Source organism: Staphylococcus sp. NWU MK-U1, from assembly GCF_033283505.1.
GTDB lineage: Bacteria > Bacillota > Bacilli > Staphylococcales > Staphylococcaceae > Staphylococcus > Staphylococcus haemolyticus.
On record NZ_JAVSMG010000004.1, the window covers coordinates 171,810 to 197,809 of the forward strand.

General features: G+C 32.4%; 28 protein-coding genes, 2 pseudogenes and 1 riboswitch. Of the genes and pseudogenes, 13 read left to right on the forward strand and 17 right to left on the reverse strand.

The genetic code is table 11. The features are described from left to right. Positions 1–34 precede the first annotated feature (34 nt). Positions 35–841 carry a glycoside hydrolase family 25 protein gene (locus tag SBL16_RS07770; protein ID WP_107611906.1) on the reverse strand — a complete coding sequence of 269 codons (807 nt, stop codon included), beginning with the start codon at positions 839–841 and terminating at the stop codon, positions 35–37. 293 nt (positions 842–1,134) lie between these two features. On the opposite strand from SBL16_RS07770, the gene rpsF reads away from it, so the two are divergent. Genes rpsF through rpsR form a run of 3 tightly spaced genes read left to right on the forward strand, consistent with a single transcriptional unit; the run spans position 1,135 to position 2,255 of the window. Continuing rightward, the gene (gene rpsF, locus SBL16_RS07775; RefSeq protein ID WP_011276867.1) at positions 1,135–1,431 is read left to right on the forward strand and encodes a 30S ribosomal protein S6; all 297 of its coding nucleotides are present in this window, start codon (positions 1,135–1,137) and stop codon (positions 1,429–1,431) included. Positions 1,432–1,452: 21 nt separating this feature from the next. Then, positions 1,453–1,965, forward strand: coding sequence for a single-stranded DNA-binding protein (gene ssb, locus SBL16_RS07780; protein WP_011276866.1), 513 nt, complete (start codon positions 1,453–1,455; stop codon positions 1,963–1,965). 47 nt (positions 1,966–2,012) lie between these two features. Next, positions 2,013–2,255 carry a 30S ribosomal protein S18 gene (gene rpsR, locus SBL16_RS07785; RefSeq protein ID WP_002447994.1) on the forward strand — a complete coding sequence of 81 codons (243 nt, stop codon included), beginning with the start codon at positions 2,013–2,015 and terminating at the stop codon, positions 2,253–2,255. 207 nt (positions 2,256–2,462) lie between these two features. Here the strand turns inward: rpsR and SBL16_RS07790 are convergent. From SBL16_RS07790 to SBL16_RS07800, 3 genes and pseudogenes are all read right to left on the reverse strand, one after another. Then, positions 2,463–2,600: pseudogene (locus SBL16_RS07790) on the reverse strand (Ltp family lipoprotein); the annotation flags it as partial. Positions 2,601–2,696: 96 nt separating this feature from the next. Beyond that, positions 2,697–3,533, reverse strand: coding sequence for an Ltp family lipoprotein (locus SBL16_RS07795; protein ID WP_107611904.1), 837 nt, complete (start codon positions 3,531–3,533; stop codon positions 2,697–2,699). Positions 3,534–3,736: 203 nt separating this feature from the next. Then, complete coding sequence (locus SBL16_RS07800; protein ID WP_011276864.1) at positions 3,737–3,994, reverse strand: hypothetical protein; 258 nt, start codon at positions 3,992–3,994, stop codon at positions 3,737–3,739. Between the two features lie 215 nt (positions 3,995–4,209). Between SBL16_RS07800 and SBL16_RS07805 the strand changes: the two genes are divergently transcribed. Together SBL16_RS07805 and SBL16_RS07810 are read left to right on the forward strand one after the other, a co-directional pair. Then, entirely contained in the window at positions 4,210–4,959 is a 750-nt protein-coding gene (locus tag SBL16_RS07805; RefSeq protein WP_107611903.1) for an amidohydrolase family protein, read from the forward strand. A 177-nt stretch (positions 4,960–5,136) separates the two neighbouring features. Then, positions 5,137–5,385: a GlsB/YeaQ/YmgE family stress response membrane protein gene (locus tag SBL16_RS07810; protein ID WP_011276862.1), complete on the forward strand. Its 249-nt coding sequence runs from the start codon at positions 5,137–5,139 to the stop codon at positions 5,383–5,385. Positions 5,386–5,442: 57 nt separating this feature from the next. Here the strand turns inward: SBL16_RS07810 and SBL16_RS07815 are convergent, their stop codons facing one another. Next, complete coding sequence (locus tag SBL16_RS07815) at positions 5,443–5,676, reverse strand: hypothetical protein (RefSeq protein WP_107611902.1); 234 nt, start codon at positions 5,674–5,676, stop codon at positions 5,443–5,445. Between the two features lie 455 nt (positions 5,677–6,131). Here SBL16_RS07815 and SBL16_RS07820 point away from each other — a divergent pair, with 455 nt between their 5' ends. Both SBL16_RS07820 and SBL16_RS07825 read left to right on the forward strand, forming a co-directional pair. Beyond that, positions 6,132–6,761, forward strand: coding sequence for a LysE family translocator (locus SBL16_RS07820; protein ID WP_107611901.1), 630 nt, complete (start codon positions 6,132–6,134; stop codon positions 6,759–6,761). Between the two features lie 23 nt (positions 6,762–6,784). Then, the gene (locus SBL16_RS07825; protein WP_037537786.1) at positions 6,785–7,363 is read left to right on the forward strand and encodes a histidine phosphatase family protein; all 579 of its coding nucleotides are present in this window, start codon (positions 6,785–6,787) and stop codon (positions 7,361–7,363) included. 99 nt (positions 7,364–7,462) lie between these two features. Here the strand turns inward: SBL16_RS07825 and SBL16_RS07830 are convergent, their stop codons facing one another. The 5 genes from SBL16_RS07830 to SBL16_RS07850 form a co-directional block, all read right to left on the reverse strand. After that, positions 7,463–8,089, reverse strand: coding sequence for an NDxxF motif lipoprotein (locus SBL16_RS07830; RefSeq protein ID WP_107611900.1), 627 nt, complete (start codon positions 8,087–8,089; stop codon positions 7,463–7,465). 136 nt (positions 8,090–8,225) lie between these two features. Further along, the gene (locus SBL16_RS07835; RefSeq protein WP_107614296.1) at positions 8,226–9,911 is read right to left on the reverse strand and encodes a hypothetical protein; all 1,686 of its coding nucleotides are present in this window, start codon (positions 9,909–9,911) and stop codon (positions 8,226–8,228) included. A gap of 185 nt (positions 9,912–10,096) precedes the next feature. After that, the gene (gene ahpF, locus SBL16_RS07840) at positions 10,097–11,620 is read right to left on the reverse strand and encodes an alkyl hydroperoxide reductase subunit F (protein WP_107612723.1); all 1,524 of its coding nucleotides are present in this window, start codon (positions 11,618–11,620) and stop codon (positions 10,097–10,099) included. 14 nt (positions 11,621–11,634) lie between these two features. Further along, positions 11,635–12,204, reverse strand: a complete 570-nt coding sequence (gene ahpC / locus SBL16_RS07845) for an alkyl hydroperoxide reductase subunit C (protein ID WP_037538531.1) — start codon at positions 12,202–12,204, stop codon at positions 11,635–11,637. 420 nt (positions 12,205–12,624) lie between these two features. Then, positions 12,625–13,404: a 2-keto-4-pentenoate hydratase gene (locus SBL16_RS07850; protein ID WP_317953566.1), complete on the reverse strand. Its 780-nt coding sequence runs from the start codon at positions 13,402–13,404 to the stop codon at positions 12,625–12,627. Between the two features lie 157 nt (positions 13,405–13,561). Here SBL16_RS07850 and nfsA point away from each other — a divergent pair, with 157 nt between their 5' ends. Continuing rightward, positions 13,562–14,317 (forward strand): oxygen-insensitive NADPH nitroreductase, encoded by a 756-nt coding sequence (nfsA, locus tag SBL16_RS07855; protein WP_107612684.1) that lies wholly within the window; start codon positions 13,562–13,564, stop codon positions 14,315–14,317. 83 nt (positions 14,318–14,400) lie between these two features. Here the strand turns inward: nfsA and SBL16_RS07860 are convergent, their stop codons facing one another. The 4 genes and pseudogenes from SBL16_RS07860 to SBL16_RS07875 all read right to left on the reverse strand — a co-directional run bounded on the left by SBL16_RS07860 (position 14,401) and on the right by SBL16_RS07875 (position 18,070). Then, the gene (locus tag SBL16_RS07860; protein ID WP_053041835.1) at positions 14,401–15,789 is read right to left on the reverse strand and encodes an L-cystine transporter; all 1,389 of its coding nucleotides are present in this window, start codon (positions 15,787–15,789) and stop codon (positions 14,401–14,403) included. Positions 15,790–16,228: 439 nt separating this feature from the next. After that, positions 16,229–16,727 (reverse strand): annotated as a pseudogene (locus tag SBL16_RS07865) (DNA-binding protein); the annotation flags it as partial. A 118-nt stretch (positions 16,728–16,845) separates the two neighbouring features. Continuing rightward, positions 16,846–17,514 carry a hypothetical protein gene (locus SBL16_RS07870; protein WP_037538517.1) on the reverse strand — a complete coding sequence of 223 codons (669 nt, stop codon included), beginning with the start codon at positions 17,512–17,514 and terminating at the stop codon, positions 16,846–16,848. 148 nt (positions 17,515–17,662) lie between these two features. Next, entirely contained in the window at positions 17,663–18,070 is a 408-nt protein-coding gene (locus tag SBL16_RS07875) for a general stress protein (RefSeq protein WP_037538514.1), read from the reverse strand. Between the two features lie 217 nt (positions 18,071–18,287). Beyond that, positions 18,288–18,390, forward strand: a riboswitch (purine riboswitch). Between the two features lie 257 nt (positions 18,391–18,647). Between SBL16_RS07875 and xpt the strand changes: the two genes are divergently transcribed. From xpt to SBL16_RS07900, 5 genes are all read left to right on the forward strand, one after another. After that, on the forward strand, positions 18,648–19,229 hold the full coding sequence (gene xpt / locus SBL16_RS07880) for a xanthine phosphoribosyltransferase (RefSeq protein ID WP_107612092.1): 582 nt from the start codon (positions 18,648–18,650) through the stop codon (positions 19,227–19,229). Next, positions 19,226–20,494, forward strand: coding sequence for a xanthine permease PbuX (gene pbuX / locus SBL16_RS07885; RefSeq protein WP_016931192.1), 1,269 nt, complete (start codon positions 19,226–19,228; stop codon positions 20,492–20,494). Before xpt ends, pbuX begins: the two co-directional genes overlap by 4 nt. A gap of 38 nt (positions 20,495–20,532) precedes the next feature. Continuing rightward, the gene (gene guaB, locus SBL16_RS07890) at positions 20,533–21,999 is read left to right on the forward strand and encodes an IMP dehydrogenase (RefSeq protein ID WP_037538509.1); all 1,467 of its coding nucleotides are present in this window, start codon (positions 20,533–20,535) and stop codon (positions 21,997–21,999) included. 173 nt (positions 22,000–22,172) lie between these two features. Further along, entirely contained in the window at positions 22,173–23,714 is a 1,542-nt protein-coding gene (gene guaA, locus SBL16_RS07895) for a glutamine-hydrolyzing GMP synthase (RefSeq protein ID WP_107612093.1), read from the forward strand. 75 nt (positions 23,715–23,789) lie between these two features. After that, positions 23,790–24,221: a GNAT family N-acetyltransferase gene (locus SBL16_RS07900; protein ID WP_182477457.1), complete on the forward strand. Its 432-nt coding sequence runs from the start codon at positions 23,790–23,792 to the stop codon at positions 24,219–24,221. Between the two features lie 6 nt (positions 24,222–24,227). Here the strand turns inward: SBL16_RS07900 and SBL16_RS07905 are convergent, their stop codons facing one another. From SBL16_RS07905 to SBL16_RS12205, 3 genes are all read right to left on the reverse strand, one after another. Continuing rightward, positions 24,228–24,656, reverse strand: a complete 429-nt coding sequence (locus tag SBL16_RS07905) for a GNAT family N-acetyltransferase (protein WP_107612094.1) — start codon at positions 24,654–24,656, stop codon at positions 24,228–24,230. Between the two features lie 33 nt (positions 24,657–24,689). Then, on the reverse strand, positions 24,690–25,049 hold the full coding sequence (locus SBL16_RS07910; protein WP_037538457.1) for a DUF1304 domain-containing protein: 360 nt from the start codon (positions 25,047–25,049) through the stop codon (positions 24,690–24,692). 373 nt (positions 25,050–25,422) lie between these two features. After that, positions 25,423–25,485 (reverse strand): alpha family phenol-soluble modulin, encoded by a 63-nt coding sequence (locus SBL16_RS12205; RefSeq protein WP_089046351.1) that lies wholly within the window; start codon positions 25,483–25,485, stop codon positions 25,423–25,425. Positions 25,486–26,000 lie beyond the last annotated feature (515 nt).

A 26,000-nucleotide genomic window follows, 5' to 3' on the forward strand; every position in this document is an offset into this window, starting at 1 on the left:
TGTTCGTAAAAATAAAGTGTTATGTATAAAATTTTTAACTAGTAAACCAATTAGCAGTAACATTCGCATCTAAGTAATTCGCATCAACGTTTTGGTTTAGCTCAGGGGCATAGTAACTATCTGTGTATTGCCATAAAACTTTCTCTCTATTAGGTTCTTGCGTTTGATAAGCTGCTAACCAATAACCATCATAGGCACTTACAGCATTCGGAACGTTGTTGGTCATGAAGTTCTCATAAGAATAAAATAATACTTTTTTATTCCCTGCAAGTTGTTTCATTTCATCAGCCCAAGCTTTTGTAGCAGTGTCAGCATCACCAGAAGTGATTGAATTTTGTTCAAAATCATTTACATAGAATGAAGCTTTAGGTGCACGACTATAAAGCGTTTGAGCTTCATTTCGAGCATCATCAGCATTTTCATACAGGCTATATGAATAGACGCCGAATTTCATATTATTTTTATCTAATAAAGCTGAATTATTCTCCAAACATTGATCAACATATTCAGAACCATATTGACCTCTGATAATGATGAAATCATAATCTTTTTTTAGTTGTTTGACTTGCGCATCCGTTAAGTTTCCTTGCCATTCTGAAATATCTAACACACGATCGCCATTTTGTGTTGTGATTGCTTTAGATTTTGTTGAAAAGGTTGAACGGTTACTAGTAGCGTTGCTTTGTTCATTGGGATGATTTTTTAGATATTTTTGATATCCATACCCCATCGTTCCTTTTTGGCTACCTTCAGTCTGTTCAGAAGCGTTTGCATTTAACGCACCTATAGAAGTCGCCATAATAGTTAAACATGCAATTGATGATGTTGTTTTCTTGAACATTTGAGCTCTCCTTTAGATATTTTATTTTTTAAATATAATATTAATATGCAAAATGCAGTTGTGATGTTAGTACAAAAACTAATAATGATTCGCAACTTTATAATTGACACGATACATATGTAGAAAAATAAGGTTATAAACAATGTAACTTAGCGGAACTGATGCTGAATAAAATATATTGTAAAAAGTAATACTCTGTGCTATAATTCTTGATTGTGAGTAATGAAAATTATTCCTTGCTTATCGTTAGTATTCGATAGGCCGCATAGACCACAAGGAGGTGCAAGTATAAAATGAGAACATATGAAATTATGTATGTCGTACGTCCAAACATTGAAGAAGATGCTAAAAAAGCAGTTGTTGAACGCTTCAACGGTATCTTAGCTTCAGAAGGATCAGAAGTTTTAGAAGAAAAAGACTGGGGTAAACGCCGTCTTGCTTATGAAATTGAAGATTTCAAAGAAGGTTTCTATAACATCGTACGCATTAAAACTGATAACAACAGAGCTACAGACGAATTCCAACGTTTAGCTAAAATCAGTGACGATATCATTCGTTATATCGTTATCCGTGAAGACCAAGATAAGTAATAAATTAATGGGGGCGTTTTAATGATAAACAGAGTTGTATTAGTAGGTCGTTTAACTAAAGATCCAGAATACAGAACCACTCCCTCAGGCGTAAGTGTAGCGACATTTACTCTAGCAGTTAATCGTACTTTCACGAATGCTCAAGGGGAACGCGAAGCTGACTTCATCAATGTTGTTGTATTTAGAAGACAAGCAGAGAATGTGAATAATTATTTATTCAAAGGTAGTCTAGCTGGCGTTGATGGTCGCATACAATCACGCAGTTATGAAAATCAAGAAGGTCGTCGTATCTTTGTTACTGAAGTTGTAGCAGATAGTGTTCAATTCCTTGAACCTAAAAATGCTCAAGGTGGCCAACGTAATCAAAGTAATAACAATGATTTCCAAGACTACGGTCAAGGATTTGGTGGTCAACAATCAGGACAAAATACGTCTTACAATAACAATAATTCATCAAATAATAAACAATCTGATAATCCATTTGCAAACGCAAACGGACCGATTGATATTAGTGATGATGACTTACCATTCTAATAACAAAATGAACGTATAAAAAAATATTCCAAAGGAGGTAATTAACCATGGCAGGTGGACCAAGAAGAGGCGGACGTCGTCGTAAAAAAGTATGCTATTTCACAGCAAATGGTATTACACACATTGACTATAAAGACACTGAATTATTAAAACGTTTTATCTCAGAACGCGGTAAAATTTTACCACGTCGTGTAACTGGTACTTCAGCTAAATATCAACGTATGTTGACTACAGCTATCAAACGTGCTCGTCATATGGCTTTATTACCATATGTTAAAGACGAAAACTAATATATAGGTATTGGTTAAACCCCATAGGCTTAAGGCTTATGGGGTTGTTTTTTGTGCTTTTAATTTTAAGTAAAGGACATAATAATAATTTTACATTAAACACTAAGTAGTACTATATCAAGAAAATCCCCACCAATACTAAATTAATAATTTAGCTTGAAGGGGATTTAATATTATAAATACTAGTATTTTATTGTCATAAAATCATTATTTTAAATGATCAACGGCATACTGTGCTTCTTCTTCAGTAAATTTGAAACCATCTTTAGAAGACAACATATCCTTAATATCTGATTTAGAAGTATCGCCATTCTTAGATAAAGATTTGGCTCTTTCTAGTGCATTCTCTTTGTAGTCTACTTTTACATTATCGGCAGCATATTTTGCTTCATCTTCTGTGAAATCGTCGTATTCTACTAACTTATTATAAAGTTCACTTTTTTATTCGATAGAGTCTTGCATATATCGTTGGGCATTTTTTAATGCATTCTTTTTAAAATCTGTCTTCAAATGTTTCATTGCGTAATCTGCTTCATCTTTCGTAAATTGACGCCCATCTTTAGACGTAAGTTCGTCTTCAAGTTGCGATTTTGAAGAATAAGATTGGTCACTGATATGTTTTGCTGTTTCTAATGCATTTTCCTTATAGTCAATTTTTGCATGCTTCATTGCATAATCTACTTGTTCACTAGTAAATTGACCTGAATTTTCATCATTTTTAAGATAATCAGTTAGTTCTTTTTTCGAAAAATGTAAGTTATCACTACTTTCTTCTGCAGTTTTTAACGCATTTTCCTTATAATCTACATCTTTTAAATGATTAACGGCATATTTAGCTGTACTAGAATTAAATTTATCACCACTACTAGAAGTCAATTGGTTATAGATACCTTTTTTAGACATGTACATCGATTTAGCATAAGTTTCAGCACGTTGCAAAGCTTCTTCTTTATCATTCCCGCCAGCTTTACGAGAGTTACCTTCTTGTTTGGATTCATGCGTTGCATTTTCACTATCACTTGATGAAATTGAGTCTGAGACTTTCATAAAAATCACACAAGCTGCTAGTACTAATATAATTAAAATAACTAGACAGCCACAACCGGCGCCGCATCCAATAAGCCAATATTTCCCTTTATTAGAACTATTGGAATCATCGTTTTGAGTACTTTCATTATTACTCACATTTTCATTTTTATCTTGATTATGTATATTGGTTTCTTGTGATTGTTCTTGGGATGAATTGGTATTATTTGGTGGCTCTTCATTAAATGCCATTAAAATATCCTCCTTGTAGTTGGTTAACACTTATTACAATCATACATAAATTAAAAATTACATACAATAGCTATTAAATTTATTTTATGACATTAATTTAAATTCAAGTCATTATATCGTGATTAATTTTATTTAAAACGAAAAATATGATAAAAAAGCCTGTCATACACTAAATATATAGTATGACAGGCATTTAATAGAAATTATAAACGAATATCGATATCGTCAATTTGCTGTTGATATTCTTTGTATTTACTTTCGACTAACATTTGATAAGGTGTGTCAAAGAAGTCTGCGAGAATCATTGCATCTTTAAACTTAGGTTCGTGTTGATGATTTTCCCATTCCCATAATTGATGGGGTTCATAATGTGTACCATATTTTTTATTAATTAATTCTGTTAATTCGTTAATTTCAAGATTTCGTTTAGTTCTTAAATTAAAAAGTGTATGTGAACTCATGAAACATAACCTCCTAAAAAACAAGTTTGAATTTAAATTATTTTTACTTACTTTCCAATTCATTAATTATAAGTAAATAATTTGAGTCTTTTATATACAACCTAAGTTATTTAACTATACTAGTCTTGTTCACAATAATTATCAAGTCTTTTAGCTGATAAATATTAATTATGTTATCTTTATTTCAAGAAATATAAATAAAGGGGAAATTTATAATGAAACTATTTGATTCGCATTTTCGTATCATTGATTATGATTTTCCGGTGAAGAAAAATAACGACTATATGCCTCCATCATTTAAGGTTAATGACTATTTAAATCATACTCAGCAATTAAATGTTGTTGGTGGTGCAATTGTATCAGGCTCATTTCAAGGGTTTGACCAAGATTATTTAATATCGGCTTTAAATCAACTTCAGGGACAATTTGTTGGGATAACGCAGCTACCTGCATCAACATCTGACGATGAAATTCTTCGATTACATGATGAAGGAGTTAGAGGTATTCGATTTAATGTTAAACGTGGTGGGTCTGAAGATATAGCGCTTATTAAGACGTTTGCGCAAAGAGTCTATGATTTAGTTGGCTGGCATTCTGAAATATATATTGAGTCCAAACAATTAAATGACTATAAAGAAATTATAAGTTCGCTACCTAAAGTATCAATCGATCATCTTGGCTTGACCGCAGACGGTTTTGATGATTTAAAAGCATTAGTCAAACAAGGTGTTTATGTTAAAGCAACAGGATTTGGACGTATAGAAGTTGAGCTTATTGCAGCCATTAAGGAACTAATTGACATTAATCCTGATGCCATTATGTTTGGTACAGATTTACCTTCCACGCGAGCAAAGCGCCCTTTTAGTGAACAAGATATTGAGTTAATTCAAAAGCATTTTGATGAAGAGACACAAGAGAAGATCTTTTATAAAAATGCATTAAAATTTTACAGAATTTCAGAGTGAAAGTCGAATTTGTAGTAGTGTAAAACGAATATATAAATTATCCATAATTTTTATAATGAGATTTGATATAAGTTTAAATAAAAATATAATAAAATTATATACTAATGTTTATTCATGTTGATGCGTGGTATATATAAGAAGTATACAAAAATAGAAGATGTAAGGAGAGTTCTGAATATGGGCTTTATTGTTATGTTAATAGTCGGAGGATTAATCGGCTGGGTTGCCGGTATGATCATGGGTAAAGATATCCCAGGTGGTATCATCGGTAACATCATCGCTGGTTTAATCGGTTCAGCTGTAGGTAGTAAATTGTTAGGTACTTGGGGACCTGTATGGGGTGGCGTACCAATCATTCCAGCACTAATCGGTGCAATTATTGTTATTTTCGTTGTTTCTTTAATTTTAAAAGCACTTAGAAAATAATAGCAATATTAAGAGAGCTACTTTAATAGTAGCTCTCTTTTTTAGTTTAATGAAATTTTAATTAATTAGGGCCTGATGGCTATGAATATCTTCAAAATCATAGTTCTTTATAATCTCACATCCTAGTGGATGTCTACCATTATCAACGTGCTTATTAACTTCTTCTAATACTTCCAGAATTTCATACTCAGGCGTTTCAATATTAAATGAATACCTAAATACATGTCCGTGATCCGATTTAACAGTTGCCATGAGTTCGTCGTTTACCATTTTATAACCTAGTAATTCCATTATTGTTCCCCCCCAATAAGTGTGACTACTTAGTTATAATGTAGCATGTAAAAATGCATGATGACAGTAATTTTACTTAAATGTTAATGATTATCATTTCACTTATCTTTTTGAGGGGTTATAGTTTAAACGTAGTTAAAATTGGGCATAAAAAGAGGGTGACGTCGGGTTAAGGCGTCACCCAGGAGTATTATGTTCATGAATATAAAAGACTTTGTAGTTATTATTTAACTACACCCTAATACTATCATGTTACCTACCATAATGACAATAAAAAGTGCTTAAAATATTAAAAAATTTCGTTTAGTACTAATATTTGTAAAAAGTTGTATTTAAGTTATTTATTAAACTTAAAATGATTGTGTGCTTATTAATATTTAGACTACGCGTAGACTTACATATTTATATAAGTTATGGCATAATTTTTATAATATTTGATTGAAGAGGGTGTATATATGGATGGAATAATAACGTTTATTACTATTACGCTACTTATTATCATTGTGCCTGGTCCAGACTTTTTGATTGTCATGAAAAACACAATCCATTCGGGCAAACTAAATGGTTCTATGGCAGCTTTAGGTATTACTTCTGCTCATATCATTTATACATCGTTAGCTGTATTGGGAATTATATATATTCTTACAAGTTTATATTATGTATTTTTGATTATAAAAATTCTAGGTGCCTGTTATCTGATTTATTTAGGCGTACAAAGTATTCGTTCAGCTCGTCAGTCGATGAACTTTAATACGGGTGGTATTAAAGTCAATGATGTGAGTTGTTTTACCTCATATCGACAAGGCTTTCTAAGCACAATTTTGAACCCTAAAGCGTTACTTTATTATGTGAGTGTTTTACCGCAATTTTTGTCAACTGGCGGCATTGAAGTGAAATCACAAGTAGCCATTTTATCTTTAGCAGTCATTATGGTTATCTTAATTTGGTTTTTATTCTGTGTATTTGTATTTCAATATATTAAATTATTATTCAGTCAGCCTAAAGTAAAAGCTATATTTGATTATACTGTAGGTTTTATTTTAATAGGATTATCAATTAATTTATTATTAAGCAAGAGTAGTTAAATTTCAGTAAAGGATTGTAGTATATGAAATTATATTTAGTGAGACATGGAGAATCACAATCAAATTATGATAATAAACATAATCGAGCTTATTTCTGTGGCCAATTAGATGTGCCATTAACCAAGAAAGGTATTGAAGGCGCAAAAAATTTGGAAAGCTACTTTAAAGACAAACATATTGATCATGTTTATATATCTGATTTAACTCGAACACAGGAAACCTATCGTTATATCTTTCCTTATGACATACCTTCTACTATCACTTCATTGCTTCGAGAACGCTCTTTAGGAGTATTTGAAGGAGAGTATAAAGATAAGTTAATGCAAGATGCACAATATCATCGTTACTTTAACGATCCTGAATATAAAGATTTTCGTCATAGTTTCACTCAAAAAGCGCCTGAAGGTGAAAGCTATAGAGATGTACATAATAGAGTTCATCAATTCTTTGAACAAATGAATATGAGTGACGATAAAACAATTGTAATCGTAGCACATCAAGTAGTTATTCGTTGTATATTTGCATATTTCAATGTAATAGGTGAAGAAGAAGCATTAGATTACAATGTCGAAAATTGTAAACCATACTTTTTAGAAGTATAAAATGTATAATAACAATTAATTAACACGCAAAAATCCAAACCGCATATTTTAACGGTTTGGATTTTTATGTGCCTAGAAAAGTATGTCAGTCACAATATTTTATTTATCTAAAACGTCAGATTTAATATTTTTATCGTCTAGGAATTTTTGAATTTTATCTTGTTGTTTACCATTTACATCACCTGCGTAATGTGTAGGCACATCGACAACGTTAATTGTATTTTGTGGTTCATAATTAAGCTGCTCAATGCTCTTATCTACATCTGCGATTGTGCTATTTAAGGCGTGGAAATAATTAATAATACGCTCAGTGTTTTCCTTATACCCAGAAGGTAAGGTATTGTTTTTAACAAATTTTTTGAAATGTAAATCATTTTTAACAGCTAAGTTTGATAATTTGCTGAGCTTTTTAGCTTGTTTATCAGTGACTCTTGTTTGTCCTGTACTTTGTCGGTCAATTTGGCTTTGCATTACATATTTATTATCTAAAATATCACTATTTACATCTAAATATTTTTTAATGGCTTTATTCATTTCATCTTCAGTTAGTTTTTGATTCTTTTTATCGGAAGTGAAAATATCGCTCTCTTTCAACGCCTTAGCATTTTTAGGTGCATTAACGCCATTACTATGATGGTCTGTTGAATCATTATCCTCTTTAGGTGCACAAGCACTTAATGTTAGTAATAATGATAAAAAGAGACCTATTATTAAACTTTTCTTCATAGGTTTCTAAAATCTCCTTTATTAGTAACGCAACTATAATTTTACATAGTAATAGATTATCATTTATTGAAAAATAATTGAATGTTAAGTGCTTAAAATCACAATTATCTATGAACAATTTGTGGCATTTATCCATCTATATATTTTGTATTTCTTCTATTGTATTTCCTTTTGCGAACCAAAGTCTTAAATGAGTCCAAACCTGTTCTACTTGCTCGGTTAGTTTATCCTCGGGAATAGGGTACAGCATATCTCCTGCAATCATAACTTCAATAGCCATAATCGCTTCATCTAAGTCTGAAGATGAACGTAATTCATGGAATAACATAGTCATATCTGTGTGTATCTCTTCTTTATCATCAGTAGTGAAGTAGTGTTGTATGAACGTTTTAAATTCTTTAATCACTTTGTCCGCTTTATAATATTCATGGACATCGAAAGAAAGTAACTCTTTTAATGTCTTTGGTTCATAATAATCAAGGTCTAATGATTCAACATAAGTTGGGTCAATATAATTTGCCATTACTGGATGGACTAAATACCCTTGCTTAATAACTGTGAAGTGATGCATATTTAAAGATTGAATATGGAATTTAATTTCATTGATTGATTTTGATGTGTTTAATAATCGTTTTAATAATTTTGAAACGAATTGCAGTGACACGACACCATATAAATTTGTTGCTGCAGTATAAAATCTAAATAAGGTAATTTCTTTATCACTTTTATTTTGATCCTTCATTTCGCTTATTTTATATTCAACATGTACTTCTTTTAACAAATTATTAACACTATTCGTAAATGTAGAATCTAGAATTTCATCGCTTAATAATTCTTCTAAGTCACTTTCATCGATGTCCTCAACGCCAATATCTATAAGTTTGTTAATCTGATCACTATTGAAATCGAATAAAAGATTCGATTCTTCATCAATATAGTCATCTTCATCTAAGAAGGGGACGTCGTTATTAATAGTCAGTAAATCGGGCAAAAGATTATCTAACCCACCAATATCATTCACATATTGTGAAAAATGATTCATAACATCCTGTGGTATGATAATAACTTCACTACGTATATCAAATCTTAAAATAAATAGATGTCTTTCTAAGACCTGGAAATCCATACCTAAGTATGCATTTAATGCATTGAAGTCATAATTCGTATTAACATTTTTACCAGTTTTGTATGTATCTACAAAAATATCTAGGATTCTATGGGGCATTTGTGCGAGTTCCTGTTTTAAAATTGAAAAATCTTGGAAGAACGCGTCAGTTATTAAATCAATAATTAAGGATTTTTTCTTATTAGAGAAGCCTTTAATTTCATAAGAGCGACAAATATCTTTTAGACTTTCTAAATTATATTCATCTAGCTCATCTTTAAGAGAAACATTTTTATACTTTTCAATTGCTGTATATTGCCCATGAAGTTTCATAACATAATCTTCTTCTCTAACGGTTTTAGGTGGAAAATCAGGGTACTTTTTGTTTAAAACCACTTCGTTCAACATAGTCAGTATGAGATTATTTACGACGAACGTATCTTCTTTTACAAATGTAACAATGCCATATTTATAACAAATAGGTAACTTTTTTAATTTCCTCTTATTAATTAATATAAGTGACTCACCATTTTTTAAAAAAGTACTAATGTAATTTTTTTCAGTTTGGCTCATCTCATTGTAAAGTCGCGTTAATGTTTTAGGTTGTGAAGCGAGTTCAAACAACATATCGGCTTTGCTGTAATAAGATGGTGGATTTACAAGTTGCTTCAAGTTACTCGTTTGTTCCTCTGAAATTAGGGATAGCGACTCATGCATAAAGAAGACCTCCAATGTTATTTATCTGCATAAGTTTAGATTATCATAGATAATATGAAAGTCACACAAAAAACAGAGACCCTTACATGGGTCTCTGTTATATATGAAGATATTTAATAGGTTAAGTGGTTTGTAGGGATAAGAAGCAAGGTCATAAAGACCTTACACCTATCCTTAAATAGTAATTAATTTCTAATGATATAATCAAATGCATTTAATGCCGCATTGGCACCTGCACCCATAGAAATAATAATTTGTTTATTTTTCTGATCGGTAACGTCACCAGCAGCAAATATACCTGGAACGTTTGTGTTGTTATTACGGTCAATAACAACTTCGCCACGGTTATTTAGTTCAACTGCATCACCAATCCAACTTGTGTTTGGAACTAGTCCGATTTGTACGAAGATACCATCTAAGCTTAATTCTTTCATTTCGCCAGTAGTTAAATCTTCGTAACTAATACCAGTTACATGATCTTCACCTAATACTTCAGCAGTTCTTGTATTCGTGTGAATGTCTACGTTTGATAGTGAACGTAAACGATCTTGTAATACTGTGTCTGCTTTAAGTTCTGATGAATATTCAAATAAAGTAACATGTTTAACAATTCCTGCTAAGTCGATAGCAGCTTCAACACCAGAGTTTCCTCCGCCGATAACTGCAACGTCTTTGTTTTCAAATAAAGGACCATCACAGTGAGGGCAGAAAGCAACACCTTTATTGATTAAGCGATCTTCACCAGGAATGTTAAGTTTACGCCAGCTTGCACCTGTTGAAATAATAGCGGTTTTAGTTTCTAAAACTGCATTATTTTCAAGTGTTACACGAATAGCTTGGTCTGTCTTCTCGATATTAGTAGCACGGATGCCTGTCATTGTATCAATATCATATTCTTCAATATGAGCAGCTAAATTAGCTGAGAATTGAGAACCTGTTGTTTCTTTTACAGTGATAAAGTTTTCGATGCCAGCAGTATCATTAACTTGACCACCAATACGGTCAGCAATAATACCTGTACGTAGTCCTTTACGAGCCGTATAAATTGCGGCACTACCACTAGCTGGACCACCACCGATGATTAAAACATCGTATGGATTTTTACCTTCAAATTCAGAAGCATCTTGCGTACTGCCTAATTTAGTTAAGATATCTGAAATAGTCATACGTCCATTGCCAAATTCTTCACCATCTAAGAATACAGCTGGGACAGCCATGATATCTTCTGATTCTTCACGGAATACAGAACCATCAATCATTGTATGAGTGATATTAGGGTTAACAACACTCATTAGATTTAATGCTTGAACAACGTCAGGGCATTTTTGACATGTCAAACTAACGTAGGTTTCAAAGTTGTATTTACCTTCTAAACCTTTAATTTGATCAATAATTGATTGTTTCTCTTTAGGTGCACGACCACTTACTTGTAAAATTGCTAATACAAGTGAATTAAATTCATGACCTAATGGAATTCCAGCAAACGTTACGCCAGCTTCTTCATCAGGTTTGCTGACTGAGAAACTTGGTGTACGTTTTAATTCTTTTTCTACGATTGTTATATGCTCAGACATTTCAGCGATTTCATCTAAAAGTTCTTTAAGTTCTTTAGATTTGTCGTCAGAACCGATACTAGCTCTGAATTCTACATCGCCTTCCATTAGTCCTAAAAGTTGTTGTAATTGTTGTTTTAAATCAGCATTAAGCATTCTTTAATGCCTCCTTAAATTTTACCTACTAAGTCTAATCCTGGTTGTAATGATTCAGAACCTTCTTCCCATTTAGCTGGGCATACTTCACCTGGATGTTGACGTACATATTGAGCGGCTTTGATTTTATTTACTAATGTGCTTGCGTCACGGCCAATACCATCTGCATTAATTTCAGCTGCTTGAACAACGCCGTCTGGATCAATGATGAAAGTACCACGTTGAGCTAAACCAGCTTCTTCATCTAATACATCAAAATTACGAGTGATTGTTTGAGAAGGGTCACCGATCATTTGATATTGGATTTTACTGATTGCATCTGAATGATCATGCCAAGCTTTGTGTACGAAATGAGTATCAGTTGATACTGAGAATACATTTACACCTAAGTCTTGTAATTTATCATATTGGTTTTGTAAATCTTCTAATTCAGTTGGGCATACGAATGAGAAGTCAGCTGGGTAGAAACATACTACGCTCCAAGAACCTTTTAAATCATCTTGGCTTACTTCTTTGAATTCGTCTTTTTTAGGATCATAAGCTTGCGCTGTGAATGGTAGAATTTCTTTATTGATTAATGACATAACTTAAATTCCTCCTGATTATCATGGATATTAATTAGAACTACATAATAATTATTGCTTGTTTATAATAATTCTAATTTCTTAAATATTATTATTACATGCTATTTCTTATTCGTCAACTTAATGCACTTATAACCATTGAAATGTTGATTTAACATTGTTCAAATAGGTTTTTTGAATCATATGTTGAGAAAGTAAATATGTGTTAAAGTTTTAGTGTTTATTTTGGAAATGTTATTTTAAAAGTGCTTCTGAATATCAGTTAACCTTTTCCATTCTCAACTAAACATATGTTTTTGATAATAAATAATATGAATAATTAAAAAAACGGAATAGAAATCAACATTAATTATGAAGATTTCATATCCCGTTCAACTATGGCTAATGTATGGGTTAGTTCTTTATAGCTTAAATAGTCAGTTAATCAATCACTTTAACTGTGACAGATCCTACTCTATCATAGTCAGCAGTATAAGTACCTTCTTCTAAATTTAAAGGAGAAATGAAGGTTCCAGAAGAAATAAATTGTCCTCTTTTTAATGATTTACCATGAGAATGTAATTTTTTGTTTAACCATTTGACTGCTTCAATTGGATTGCCAAGCACTTCACTAGAGTGACCCGTTTCAATTTGGTTATCATCTTTGAATAACTTTAAATTAATATCAGCAAATGCCTCGTAATCAAGAGGTGTGATACGTTCACCAACCACAATAAGTCCAGTAGCTGTATTATCAGAAATTAAATCACCTAAAGTGAAATTTGGGAACCAATCTTTATAACGTGCATCTGGAATTTCGATGCCTGGTGCGACTTTTACGCTTTCTAATATCGTTTGTGTATCAGCATCTTCAGGTAAATCCGCAGTTAATTCGAAAATAATTTCAGGCTCCAATAGTGGTGCAAATAACGTTGTAAGAGACACACCATGACCATTTTCTACGACTTGATGAGATAAAATAGTGCCGTATGCTGGTTCATTAGTGTTAGCAATTGCTTGAGTTGCAGCACTCGTCATACTAACTTTATAACCTTTAATAGGTACATTCTTCTCGGCTTGAATTTGATGGATAAGATCATCTTGTGTTTTGTAAGCTTCTGGTTCAGTTAGATTATATGTTTTGCTTACAAATTCGATAGGTTCTTTTGAAATGTATGCTTGAAATAAGGCGTTTGATACTTCTTTGTTTGCTTCACTCATGATATCTCTCCTTAAATATCTGAAAATTGTTACTATTATGATAACTATAAAATTATTATCATGCAAATGTTTTACGGAAGATAGTTAAACCTTTATAAAAGCAAAATGAAATATAAATTGTTACGATGTAATAAATAGACTTGAAGGAGTAGATACCATGTCAGACTATGTTTACGATTTGATAAAAAAACACCACTCAGTGAGACAATTTAAAGATAAAGCACTAAGTGATGAAATAGTTCAAAAGTTAGTAGAAGCAGGGCAAAGCGCATCAACGTCTAGTTACTTGCAAACATACTCAATTATAGGTGTAGATGATCCTGAAATTAAAAAACAATTGAAAGAAGTATCAGGACAGCCATATGTTGTCGATAATGGCTATTTATTTGTATTTGTTTTAGATTATTATCGTCATAATTTAATAAATGAAAATGTAGACTTTGATATGCAAACGTCTTTTGAATCGGCAGAAGGATTATTGGTAGGGGCTATTGATGTGGCATTAGTTTCTGAAAATGTTGCTTTAGCTGCTGAAGATATGGGTTATGGTATTGTTTACTTAGGTTCACTACGAAATGATGTTGCGCGTGTTAAAGAAATTTTAGATTTACCTGAATATGCTTTTCCATTATTTGGAATGGCTGTTGGCGAGCCAGCAGATGATGAAAATGGTGCACCTAAGCCACGTTTACCGTTTGAGCATGTATTCCATAAAAACGTTTATAATAGCAATGCTAAAGAACAAAGAGAAGCTATTCAGAAATATGATGAGAAAATCAGTGAGTATTATAAAGAACGCACGAATGGAAAACGTCAAGAAACATGGTCACAACAAGTTGCTGGGTTCTTAAGTGGTAAAACACGTTTAGATATGTTGGAAGAGCTAAATAAATCTGGATTAATGAAAAAATAAGCTATTAATAAATAAAGCGTAGCTAATGGTTACAATTGTTCGAAATAAACATTGTAATGTTTTAGCTACGCTTTTTTTAAATATTAATTTGTTGATAAATCTCCATATTCATTTGAATTGAATTTATCTTTATCCATATTACCTGTAAGTTTTGCAGTTCCAGTACCTGCTAATATTGAATCATTAACGTTAAGGGCAGTACGTCCCATATCGATAATTGGTTCTATTGAAATAAGTACCCCTGCAAGTGCAACTGGTAGATTTAAAGTTGATAATACTAGGATAGATGCGAAAGTTGCACCACCGCCGACACCAGCTACACCAAATGAACTGATTATAACAACGCCAATTAATGTAAGAATAAATGGTAAATCAATATCTACATTTGCAACTGGTGCTACCATAATGGCTAACATAGCAGGATAAATACCCGCACAACCATTTTGACCTATTGATAAGCCGAATGATGCTGAGAAATTAGCGATACCATCTGGTACACCTAATCGTTGTGTTTGAGTTTGAATGTTTAAAGGTAATGCACCAGCGCTTGAGCGAGAAGTAAATGCAAATATAAGCACTTCTAAAGTTTTCTTAACGTAACGCACTGGATTGATTCCCATTACTGCTAATAATATTAAATGGATAATGTACATTGTGATTAATGCTGCATAAGATGCAATCATAAATTTACCTAATGTCCATATCGCTTGAAAATCACTCGTAGCGATTGTAGATGCCATAATCGCGATGATACCATATGGTGTTAGTCTTAAAACGAATGTAACGATAGACATTACTAATGCGTATATAGCATCGATACCGCGTTTTAATAAACTACCACTTTCTGGTTGTTTGCGAGCAACACGTAAATATGCAAATCCTACGAAGATTGCAAAGATAACCACTGCAATTGTAGAAGTTGTTCTCTGACCAGTGAAATCTAAGAATGGATTGCTAGGTAATAATTCAAGAATTTGCTGTGGTAACGTATTAGCAGTCAGATCTTTAGCTTGGCTACTAATTTCGCTTCCTCTTGAGTTTTCTGCACTACCTAAATCAATGCTTGAGGCATCAAGTCCAAATACAATGGCATAAAAAATCCCTACTATAGCAGCAATAGCTACAGTACCAATTAAAAACATAAAAATATAAGTACCAATTTTAGCGAATTTATCACCAATTTGTATTTTACTGAATGCTGACACAATTGAAATGAATATAAGTGGCATTACAATCATTTGTAACAAAGCCACATAGCCGTCTCCCACAATACTAAACCAGTCAGTAGTTGTTTCAAGTACTTTGGAGTTTACTCCATAAATAAGATGTAACGCTATACCAAACACAATTCCCAACCCTAATGCGGTAAATACTCTTTTAGGGAATGAGACGTGCTTTTTAGCCATTATGAATAACCCAATTAAAAACAATATCATAACGACAATATTAATAACTGTAAAAAAAGTCCCCATAATTAGTCTCCTTTGAATATTCTAATTCCGACATACTTAATAAGGGTAATACTATTTATTTTATATTTCAATAGCTTGAAATAAAAAGCATAAATTATAAGTTTTTGAAAACACACAATAGTTAATTGAATTAAAATAATTTAAAGATTTAAATTGTTAATCATATTAATACAGAAACGAAAAAAGGTGAGACAATGAATTCAAAATGAATTCTGTCTCACCTTTATATAAAGAGTTGGTATTGAGACCAAAAGGCCCTGTTACCAATCATTAAATAATTGAAATCGTTATAAATTAAATAATCTCGCAAAGAAACCTTTTTTCTCATCATTAGGTCTATTAAGAGAAGATTGCGTTTTAATATCTTCTTTTAATGTATCGATAGATTGTTGATTATTATCATTAATTTCTTTAACTAAATTATTTTTAGTGTATTCAGATTGCTCTTTTTGAGCTGTTTGGATGGCTTCTTGTGAATTTTGAATAGCTAATAATGATTGATTGTGAGTATCTAATTTTTCAGTGATTTGATTTTGAAGTTCTTTTAATTCCGTTTGTTGTTGGTGAACTTGGCTAATCATTTGACCGAGCATTTGACGTTCTTCACGCATTTTTTGAATTTCTGTGCGTAATTCTTCTACCAATTGTGTAGCACCTTGATCAGCAGGTAGTTGCTCATTATCTTCTTTGACAATCACTTGTAAGAAGTCTTTTTCTTTTTCAAGCTCTTCAAAAGCTAAATCATAGCTATTCGTTTGTTTTACTTTTTCAGCGATATCTTGGAAAAGTTCGATATCTTCTTCTTTAAAGTCAGTAGCTTCACGGCCACGATATTCTGTCTTACTAAGTTGATAGCCACGTTCTTCTAAGTGTTGGACTATCTTACGGACTTGTTTTTCACTTAGTTCGACACGCTGAGCGAATTCTTTGGTTAACATAGCTGAAAGTCCTTTCGTTCTTTGATTTATGTACACTGACGTTTGTCTTCTGTCAGTGAAACGTCAGTCTAACCTCAAATATTAGTTTAACCCTTTATATCGCTCATTTCAAGTGTTCCTAATGGGGTAGGCGTAAATTCATTTTGACTAATAAAGGATAAATAATATCTCGAGAAATGCCGTTAGCAAACACATATTTTAAAATGTAATTTGATTTAACACTTGCTGGGTAGATATCTTTTGTTAATTCTATATTTGATTTAATGAATAAGTCTACTTTAAAAGGCGAGTCAATTTTTGAATAGTTAGGATGTATATAATCAATTTCACTTTGTCGTTCAAAGCCGTTTGATAATAATAATTGTTGGCGTTGAGTTAAAGCTTGTTGATTGATGTCTTTTAATGGATGATCCGTCTTAGGAACTTCCACCATTACAAAATTAATATCACGAGAATGAACTTTATTAGAAAGTTGATTTAATTGATGTTCTATTTCTTGAAGTGTATTAATTAGGACATCTTCATAATCGGGTGTACCATTGGCAATTAAATGTATTAAAAATGCCGAATTTGTTGTTGCTTCATAATGTGCCGTTGCTAAACTAATAATCTCATCATCTTGTATGCCCACAAGAAATGCGTAATCATTTTCGGTCTTATTATTTTTCAAGGATCTTTCAATAATATAGCTATCTTCATAGAAATTCACATCTAATTGTTGATTATAAAAAGTGATTGCCTTGTCATAATATTCATCTTTTATTGATTGAATTACGTGAAAATTCATTATGTCACCCCCACGATTGTTTGTTTAAGTATAGCATATTTAAACATTTTGACGTCATTGTTAAAAAGATATTTAGATTGAAAAAAACCGTAAAATGAACTTAAAACTACGTTCATTTCACGGTCTCAAAGTTTAAAATGAATATTGATTATGATTTAGGACCTTTAGATTCATTTGCATAATGTGTAATATCAATTTCTTCATAAGCTGAGTTATTTTCCTCAACTTCGTCGTGTGAAGAGTTATCTTTATTGGCAATTACTAAAAATTTACCATCTAAAATATCTTTTTTGTATTTTTCTGTTTGCTCTTCAGATAATTCATAACGAGCTAAAACGGCTTCTTCGCCATCCTCACCAGTTAATAATTTAGACATACGGTCACTAAAAGAACCACTTGTAGCAATTAAAGTAACTTGAGAATCATGTAAATCATCTAAATGTAATTTACTTTTACTTACAACGACCAATTCATTTTCTGAGTATCCTTCAGCTTTTTTCTTATCAATAACGTTATAAATCTCATCTTGCTTGTCTAATACGGTAAAATCTGCCATATTAATCGCCCTCCATCTTTTCGTCCTACTTTTAATAAAAATATACCCTTAAGAATATTTATAAAACTCAACTATAGTTATTATATAATTAATTAAGAATGGTTTACAAATAGTGATGAACAATATTTAGTTAAACGCTTACACTTGAAAATATTATTATGAAAGGGCTTGTAACAATTTCTATCATATTGAAAATAAAGCAAAAGTTTGCTATTATCGTTAAATAATTTATATCACTCATATAATCTAAAGAATATGGCTTTAGAAGTTTCTACCATGTTGCCACAAACGACATGACTATGAGTTCAGAATCAATACATAAAAGAACAAGTTTTATTTAAATAACTATCTAAAATACTGTATAAAAGTTGTTTAGCTTTGGAGGTTGTATATTTACCCACTTCATCCTATGAGGTAAAACAAATTTAAAATTATAAAGTGTTTGAAGAAGAATACATTTAAATATACGGCTTCTTGAAATTTCAAAATACTATGTATTGCCTGTACGCTCATGGATCCTGAAACTTTTTCGCAAAGTTTGAGGCTTTTTTTGTATACAAATTTAGGAGGTTTTGACGTGGAATCGCTTAGACAGAAAGTCAAAGAAGATGGCGTAGTAATTGACGAAAAAATATTGAAAGTGGATGGTTTTTTAAATCATCAAATCGATGCAAAATTGATGCATGCAGTAGGCAAAACATTTTATGAGCAATTTAAAGATAAAGGTGTCACAAAGATCTTGACAATCGAGGCTTCAGGCATTGCTCCAGCTATTATGGCATCTTTACATTTTGATGTTCCTTGTTTATTTGCTAAAAAGGCTAAACCAAGTACGTTGAAAGATGGCTTTTATAGTACCGATATTCATTCTTTTACAAAGAATAAAACAAGTACGGTTATTGTTTCGGAAGAATTTCTAAATGAGAATGATACGGTTTTAATTATTGATGATTTCTTAGCCAATGGTGATGCTTCGCTTGGGTTATATGATATTGCGCAACAAGCTAAAGCTAAAACGGTTGGTATTGGTATTGTTGTTGAAAAGAGTTTCCAAGATGGTAGACAAAGATTAGAAGAGGCAGGTTTAAACGTTTCTTCATTATGTAAAGTGGCTTCATTAAAAGGAAACCAAGTGACACTACTAGGTGAAAATGAATGAAGACGTTCATTTTAAGTTTACAACACTTATTAGCAATGTATGCCGGAGCGATATTAGTACCAATTATTGTTGGTACCAGTCTTAAATTTACGCCGGAACAAATTGCGTATTTAGTCACAGTGGATGTTTTCATGTGTGGTGTAGCAACATTTTTACAAGCTAACAAAGTGACAGGTACAGGATTACCCATTGTACTAGGATGTACATTTACTGCGGTAGCACCTATGATTTTAATCGGTCAAACGAAGGGCTTGGATGTGCTATATGGTTCATTATTTGTATCAGGTATTTTAGTTGTTATTATTGCACCATTCTTCTCTTATTTAGTTAAGTTCTTTCCACCTGTCGTAACTGGAAGTGTGGTTACAATTATAGGAATTAATTTAATGCCAGTAGCAATGAATTATTTAGCTGGTGGAGAAGGTGCTAAAGACTATGGAAATCCTAAAAATTTAATTTTAGGAGGCGCTACTTTAGTCATTATTCTTATTTTACAAAGATTTACGAAGGGGTTCTTAAAATCCATTGCGATTTTAATCGGACTAGTTGCAGGTACAATATTGGCAAATGTGCTTGGCTTAGTAGATGTTAAGCAAGTGGGAGAAGCCCATTGGTTAGGAATACCTCAACCATTTCGTTTTTCTGGTTTTGGTTTTGATTTAGGTGCGATACTTGTATTTACGATTGTAGCTATCGTAAGTTTAATAGAATCGACAGGTGTATATCATGCACTAAGTGAAATTACTGGTAAAAAGTTGGAAAGAAAAGATTTTCGTAAAGGTTACACTGCGGAAGGTCTTGCTATTGTATTAGGATCAATTTTTAACTCATTTCCTTATACGGCATACTCTCAAAATGTTGGATTAGTATCTTTATCAGGTGCTAAGAAAAACAATGTTATTTACGGCATGGTTATTTTACTTTTAATATGTGGTTGTATTCCTAAATTAGGTGCATTAGCTAATATCATCCCATTACCTGTATTAGGCGGTGCAATGATTGCAATGTTTGGTATGGTTATGGCTTATGGTGTTAGCATTTTAGGACATATTGATTTTAAAAATCAAAATAATTTACTAATTATTGCAGTATCCGTAGGTTTAGGTACAGGCATTAGTGCAGTACCTCAAGCATTTAAAGCGTTAGGTGAGCAATTTGCTTGGCTAACTCAAAATGGCATTGTACTAGGTGCTATTTCAGCAATTATTCTTAATTTCTTTTTTAATGGTCTAAAGTATAAACAAAGCGAAGAAAATGTGAAATAATAGAAATAACTATATAAAAAATGGAGGCTGTATTATCAATGTGGGAAAATAAGTTTGCTAAAGAATCTTTAACGTTTGACGATGTTTTATTAATTCCAGCTGCATCAGATGTGTTACCTAGTGATGCGGATCTTAGTGTTGAATTATCTGAACGAATTAAATTAAATATTCCAGTTATATCAGCTGGTATGGATACAGTAACCGAGTCTAAAATGGCAATTGCAATGGCACGTCAAGGTGGTCTAGGTGTCATTCATAAGAATATGGGCATCGAAGAGCAAGCTGAAGAAGTTCAAAAAGTTAAACGCTCAGAAAACGGTGTAATTACAAATCCATTCTACTTAACCCCAGACGAAAGTGTGTATGAAGCAGAAGCTTTAATGGGTAAATATCGTATTTCAGGTGTACCAATTGTTAGTGATAAAGAGTCAAGAGAGCTAGTAGGTATTCTAACTAATCGTGATTTACGTTTTATTGAAGACTTTTCAATCAAAATTTCTGACGTTATGACTAAAGAAAATTTAATTACAGCTCCTGTAGGCACTACATTAGATGAAGCCGAAACAATTCTTCAAGAACACAAAATTGAAAAACTACCTTTAGTTGAAAATGGTCGTTTAGAAGGTTTAATTACAATTAAAGATATTGAAAAAGTGCTGGAATTCCCTCATGCAGCGAAAGATGCGCATGGACGTTTACTAGCTGCTGCAGCTATCGGTACATCTAAAGATACAGAAATTCGTGCTCAAAAATTAGTCGAAGCTGGCGTAGATGCATTAATTATCGATACAGCACATGGTCACTCTAGTGGCGTTATTCAAGAAGTTAAAAAAATGAAAGAAAAATATCCAGAGATTACAATCGTAGCTGGTAACGTAGCCACTGCTGAAGCTACACGTGCTTTGTTTGAAGCTGGTGCTGACGTCGTTAAAGTTGGTATTGGACCAGGATCAATTTGTACAACACGTGTCGTAGCTGGTGTAGGTGTGCCTCAAATTACTGCGATTTATGATTGTGCTACTGAAGCTCGTAAATTTGGTAAAGCAATCATAGCGGATGGTGGTATTAAATTCTCGGGTGACATTATTAAAGCATTAGCTGCTGGTGGACATGCAGTAATGTTAGGAAGCTTATTAGCTGGTACTGAAGAAAGCCCAGGCGCAACTGAAGTATTCCAAGGCAGACAATATAAAGTTTACCGTGGTATGGGTTCTTTAGGCGCTATGGAAAAAGGGTCAAACGACCGTTACTTCCAAGAAGACAAAACGCCTAGAAAATTTGTCCCTGAAGGTATTGAAGGACGTACTGCATATAAAGGTCCTTTACAAGATACAATTTATCAACTTATGGGTGGCGTAAGAGCTGGTATGGGTTATACAGGTTCACCTGATTTAAAAACACTACGTGAGGAAGCACAATTCACACGTATGGGCCCTGCTGGTTTAGCAGAAAGCCATCCACATAACGTACAAATTACAAAAGAATCACCAAACTATTCATTTTAATTTAAATCAAGTGTGATGAAGTCAATTTGTTAGAAAGAATGGGGAGCACTTTTCATTTTAAATGTGATTGTCATAGAGGTTGTTCACTTTTAAGAAGAATCTAAAAGCAATGCATTGTGGGAAGTGTCTCACTATTATTTACATAAAATTCAATTAAAAGGAGATTCACAATTATGGAAATGGCTCAAGAGCAAGAGTTGATTCTTGTCTTAGACTTTGGTAGTCAGTACAATCAATTGATTACGCGTCGTATTCGTGAAATGGGCGTATACAGTGAATTACATGATCACGAAATTTCGGTTGATGAAATTAAACGTATGAATCCTAAAGGTATTATTCTTTCAGGTGGTCCGAATTCAGTATATGAGGAAGGTTCATTCACTATCGACCCTGAAATTTATAATTTAGGCATTCCTGTACTAGGTATTTGTTATGGTATGCAGTTGACGACTAAACTTTTAGGCGGAAAAGTTGAGCGCGCTAATGAACGTGAGTATGGTAAAGCAATTATTAATGCAAAATCAGATGAGTTATTCTTTGGGTTACCAGCTGAACAAACTGTATGGATGAGTCATTCTGATAAAGTAATTGAAATTCCAGACGGATTTGAAGTGATTGCAGATAGTCCTAGTACAAATTATGCGGCAATTGAAGATAAGAAGCGTCGTATTTACGGTGTCCAATTCCATCCAGAAGTACGTCATACAGAATATGGTAATGATTTATTAAGAAACTTCGTACGCCGTGTGTGTAAATGCACAGGCGAATGGACAATGGAAAACTTTATCGATATCGAAGTTGAAAAAATCCGTAAACGCGTTGGAGATCGCAAAGTATTATGTGCGATGAGCGGGGGCGTAGACTCATCAGTTGTAGCTGTCTTATTACATAAAGCGATTGGCGATCAATTGACATGTATCTTTGTTGACCATGGTTTGCTTCGTAAAGGCGAAGGTGACATGGTTATGGAACAATTTGGTGAAGGTTTCGATATGAATATTATTCGTGTGAACGCACAAGAGCGTTTCATGGATAAATTAAAAGGTGTATCTGATCCAGAACAAAAACGTAAGATTATTGGTAATGAATTTGTATACGTGTTTGATGATGAAGCGGCAAAATTAACTGACGTTGATTTCTTAGCACAAGGTACGCTTTACACTGACGTCATCGAATCAGGTACTAAAACAGCGCAAACAATTAAATCTCACCATAACGTAGGTGGATTACCAGAAGATATGGAATTTGAACTTATTGAGCCTATCAATACATTATTCAAAGACGAAGTACGCGCTTTAGGTATTGAATTAGGTATTCCTGAACATTTAGTTTGGAGACAACCATTCCCAGGTCCAGGTTTAGGTATCCGTGTGTTAGGTGAAATTACAGAAGATAAATTAGAAATTGTACGTGAATCAGATGCGATTTTACGTGAAGTTGTGCGTGAAGAAGGTCTTGAAAGAGACATTTGGCAATACTTCACAGTTCTTCCTGGCATTCAATCTGTAGGTGTAATGGGAGACTATCGTACGTATGATCATACTGTAGGTATTCGTGCAGTTACATCTATTGACGGTATGACTAGTGACTTCGCCCGCATTGATTGGGAAGTCCTACAAAAAATCTCAAGTCGTATCGTAAACGAAGTAGACCACGTTAACCGCGTAGTCTATGACATCACTTCTAAGCCACCAAGCACTATAGAATGGGAATAGAGGACAATAAATAATTATAGGTTAGAAACACTTTTTGATAGGGTTTCTAACCTTTTTATTATGTGAGGTTATAAAATGAAACTAAGTAAAATCGAGCTTCAAGAAAAGGATTATCCTAAGGCATTAGCTATATGGGAACGTTCTGTCGTTGCTACACATGACTTTTTAAAAGAGAAAGATAGAGTAGAACTTAAAAAGGAAATCCCAACATACTTCCCGCATGTTGAGGCATATTTATGGTTTGATGGTGATGATGTCATTGGATTTTCTGGGACTAATGACGCTAATTTAGAAATGTTATTTTTAGATCCTAAATACTTTAAACTGGGTTATGGCACGGAAATACTACAAACTTTAATTCAAGAGCATAAGGTTCAATATGTGGATGTAAATAAAGATAATCCCAATGCCTTGTCATTTTACCTTAAAAATGGATTCAAAAAATATGATGAATCTGCAAAAGATGGACAGGGTAGGGATTATCCAATCATACATCTTAAATTGTAAACTGTCTTATTTCTTCCATTGCATTAGTGACTGTGTGTGGTTTGTTTTATCAACACTGGACTCCATTTTTATAAATCCTAAACTTTCATAAAAATGAACAGCTCTATTATTTTGTTCAAATACTTCTAAAGATAAATGATCGTATTCTGATTGTAAATGTTTGATGAGGGCATGACCTATACCTTTATTACGATATTCCTCTTTCACAAACAATCCGGCTATATAATTATCTATCAAGCCACAGAAAGCAACTATTTGTTCATTTTCCTTATACACATAAACATCGGCATCTTTAAGTGAATCAAGCACATTACTATAGTTGTCTATCCAGTAGAAACTATCAATAAAGGTATGTGTATCTAAATTTGCATTAAGCCAAATGTTTCCTAATACTTTTATAGTTTTACGATTTTTCTTTTTTAAATGTTCTATCATAGCAGACACCAACTTTGCTTGTTTAGTAGATAACTAAAGTAATAAAGAGATTAAAGCTAGAATCGGAAGGGTTCCTTGTTTAAGGAAAATACTAATATGACTCGTTAAGCCACCGTAAATAGCTACTATAATGGTGTAAATTAGAATTGGAATGCATAGTTGTTTAGGAGCACTACTGAAAAAAAGACCATAAATTAGAAGTAAACCAATCAAGCCATTATACACTCCTTGGTTCTTAAGAAGGGTATTTATGTTTTTATTATTGAGCTGACTGATAGGAATACCAAAGACTTTGCTCGTTCTATCGGATGTTGTTGCTATGGTCTCTAAATACATAATAAATAGAAATTCAATCGCTACAAGTAAAATGAGTATTATGGATAGTATATGAATTTAAATCAGTCCTTTTTTGTAAATTATAAATTGTATTTTTATGTGCGTCTCTATTACTTGTTTTATTATTACCCTAATTTTAGTAGCATTTGTGTGAAATAGAAGCTTTAATAAGAAAAATTCACTAAATATTAACTTATTTTAAGCTTTGAAGAAAATTTTCGAAATATTTTTAAGCGTTTTCACAAAATTGTTACATGCATGACCGTTAAAATATGTTACTTTATAGTTAAACAAATAAATTCATTTTATCCACTGACGTTCAATCTTTATATATAGGGATTGAGCGTTTTGTTTATAGGCACAAAAAAAGAGTGAAATCATCCGATTTCACTCTTTTTTATATGGAATGTTTATGTGCGTAATGCGAGACTTATTTTTTAGTTAAGTCGATGATGAATTTAACAAGTTCAATAATACCAGAAATGATTCCCATTTTGAGTACCTCCTTATTAAATGTTAAATAAAGTATATCGTGATTTTGAGAGGATGTGTTTGATAATTCCTAACTCAATGAAAGCGTTTCGTATTCGTTAGATTTCAGACAACTTAATACGATAAATCATGCCTATCTGAAAGATTGAAGTGTAACGTGTTATTAAATGTATGAAAGAACTTCCAATTACTATAATAGATTGACTTTTTAGCAATATTTTCATATATTGTATGTATTACGCTGATTTTTACATAGGTGTTTATCAAGCATTTGTGCAAGGATTTTCAATATCCATTGTTCATTTGAAGGATAAGGCATATGTTGAACGATACATATTAGGTAGCTTGAAAAAGCATTTATACATATTAAGTAAATGAGTTCTCATAGAAACCTACAATAGTTAGTAAATATCTGATACCTAAAGATAAAACTAGACTATTGTAGGTTTTTTCTTATATTGTTAATAGTATAAGGGAACTTTTTGTTTAAATAGATTGAAGACATGGAGGAGCGGC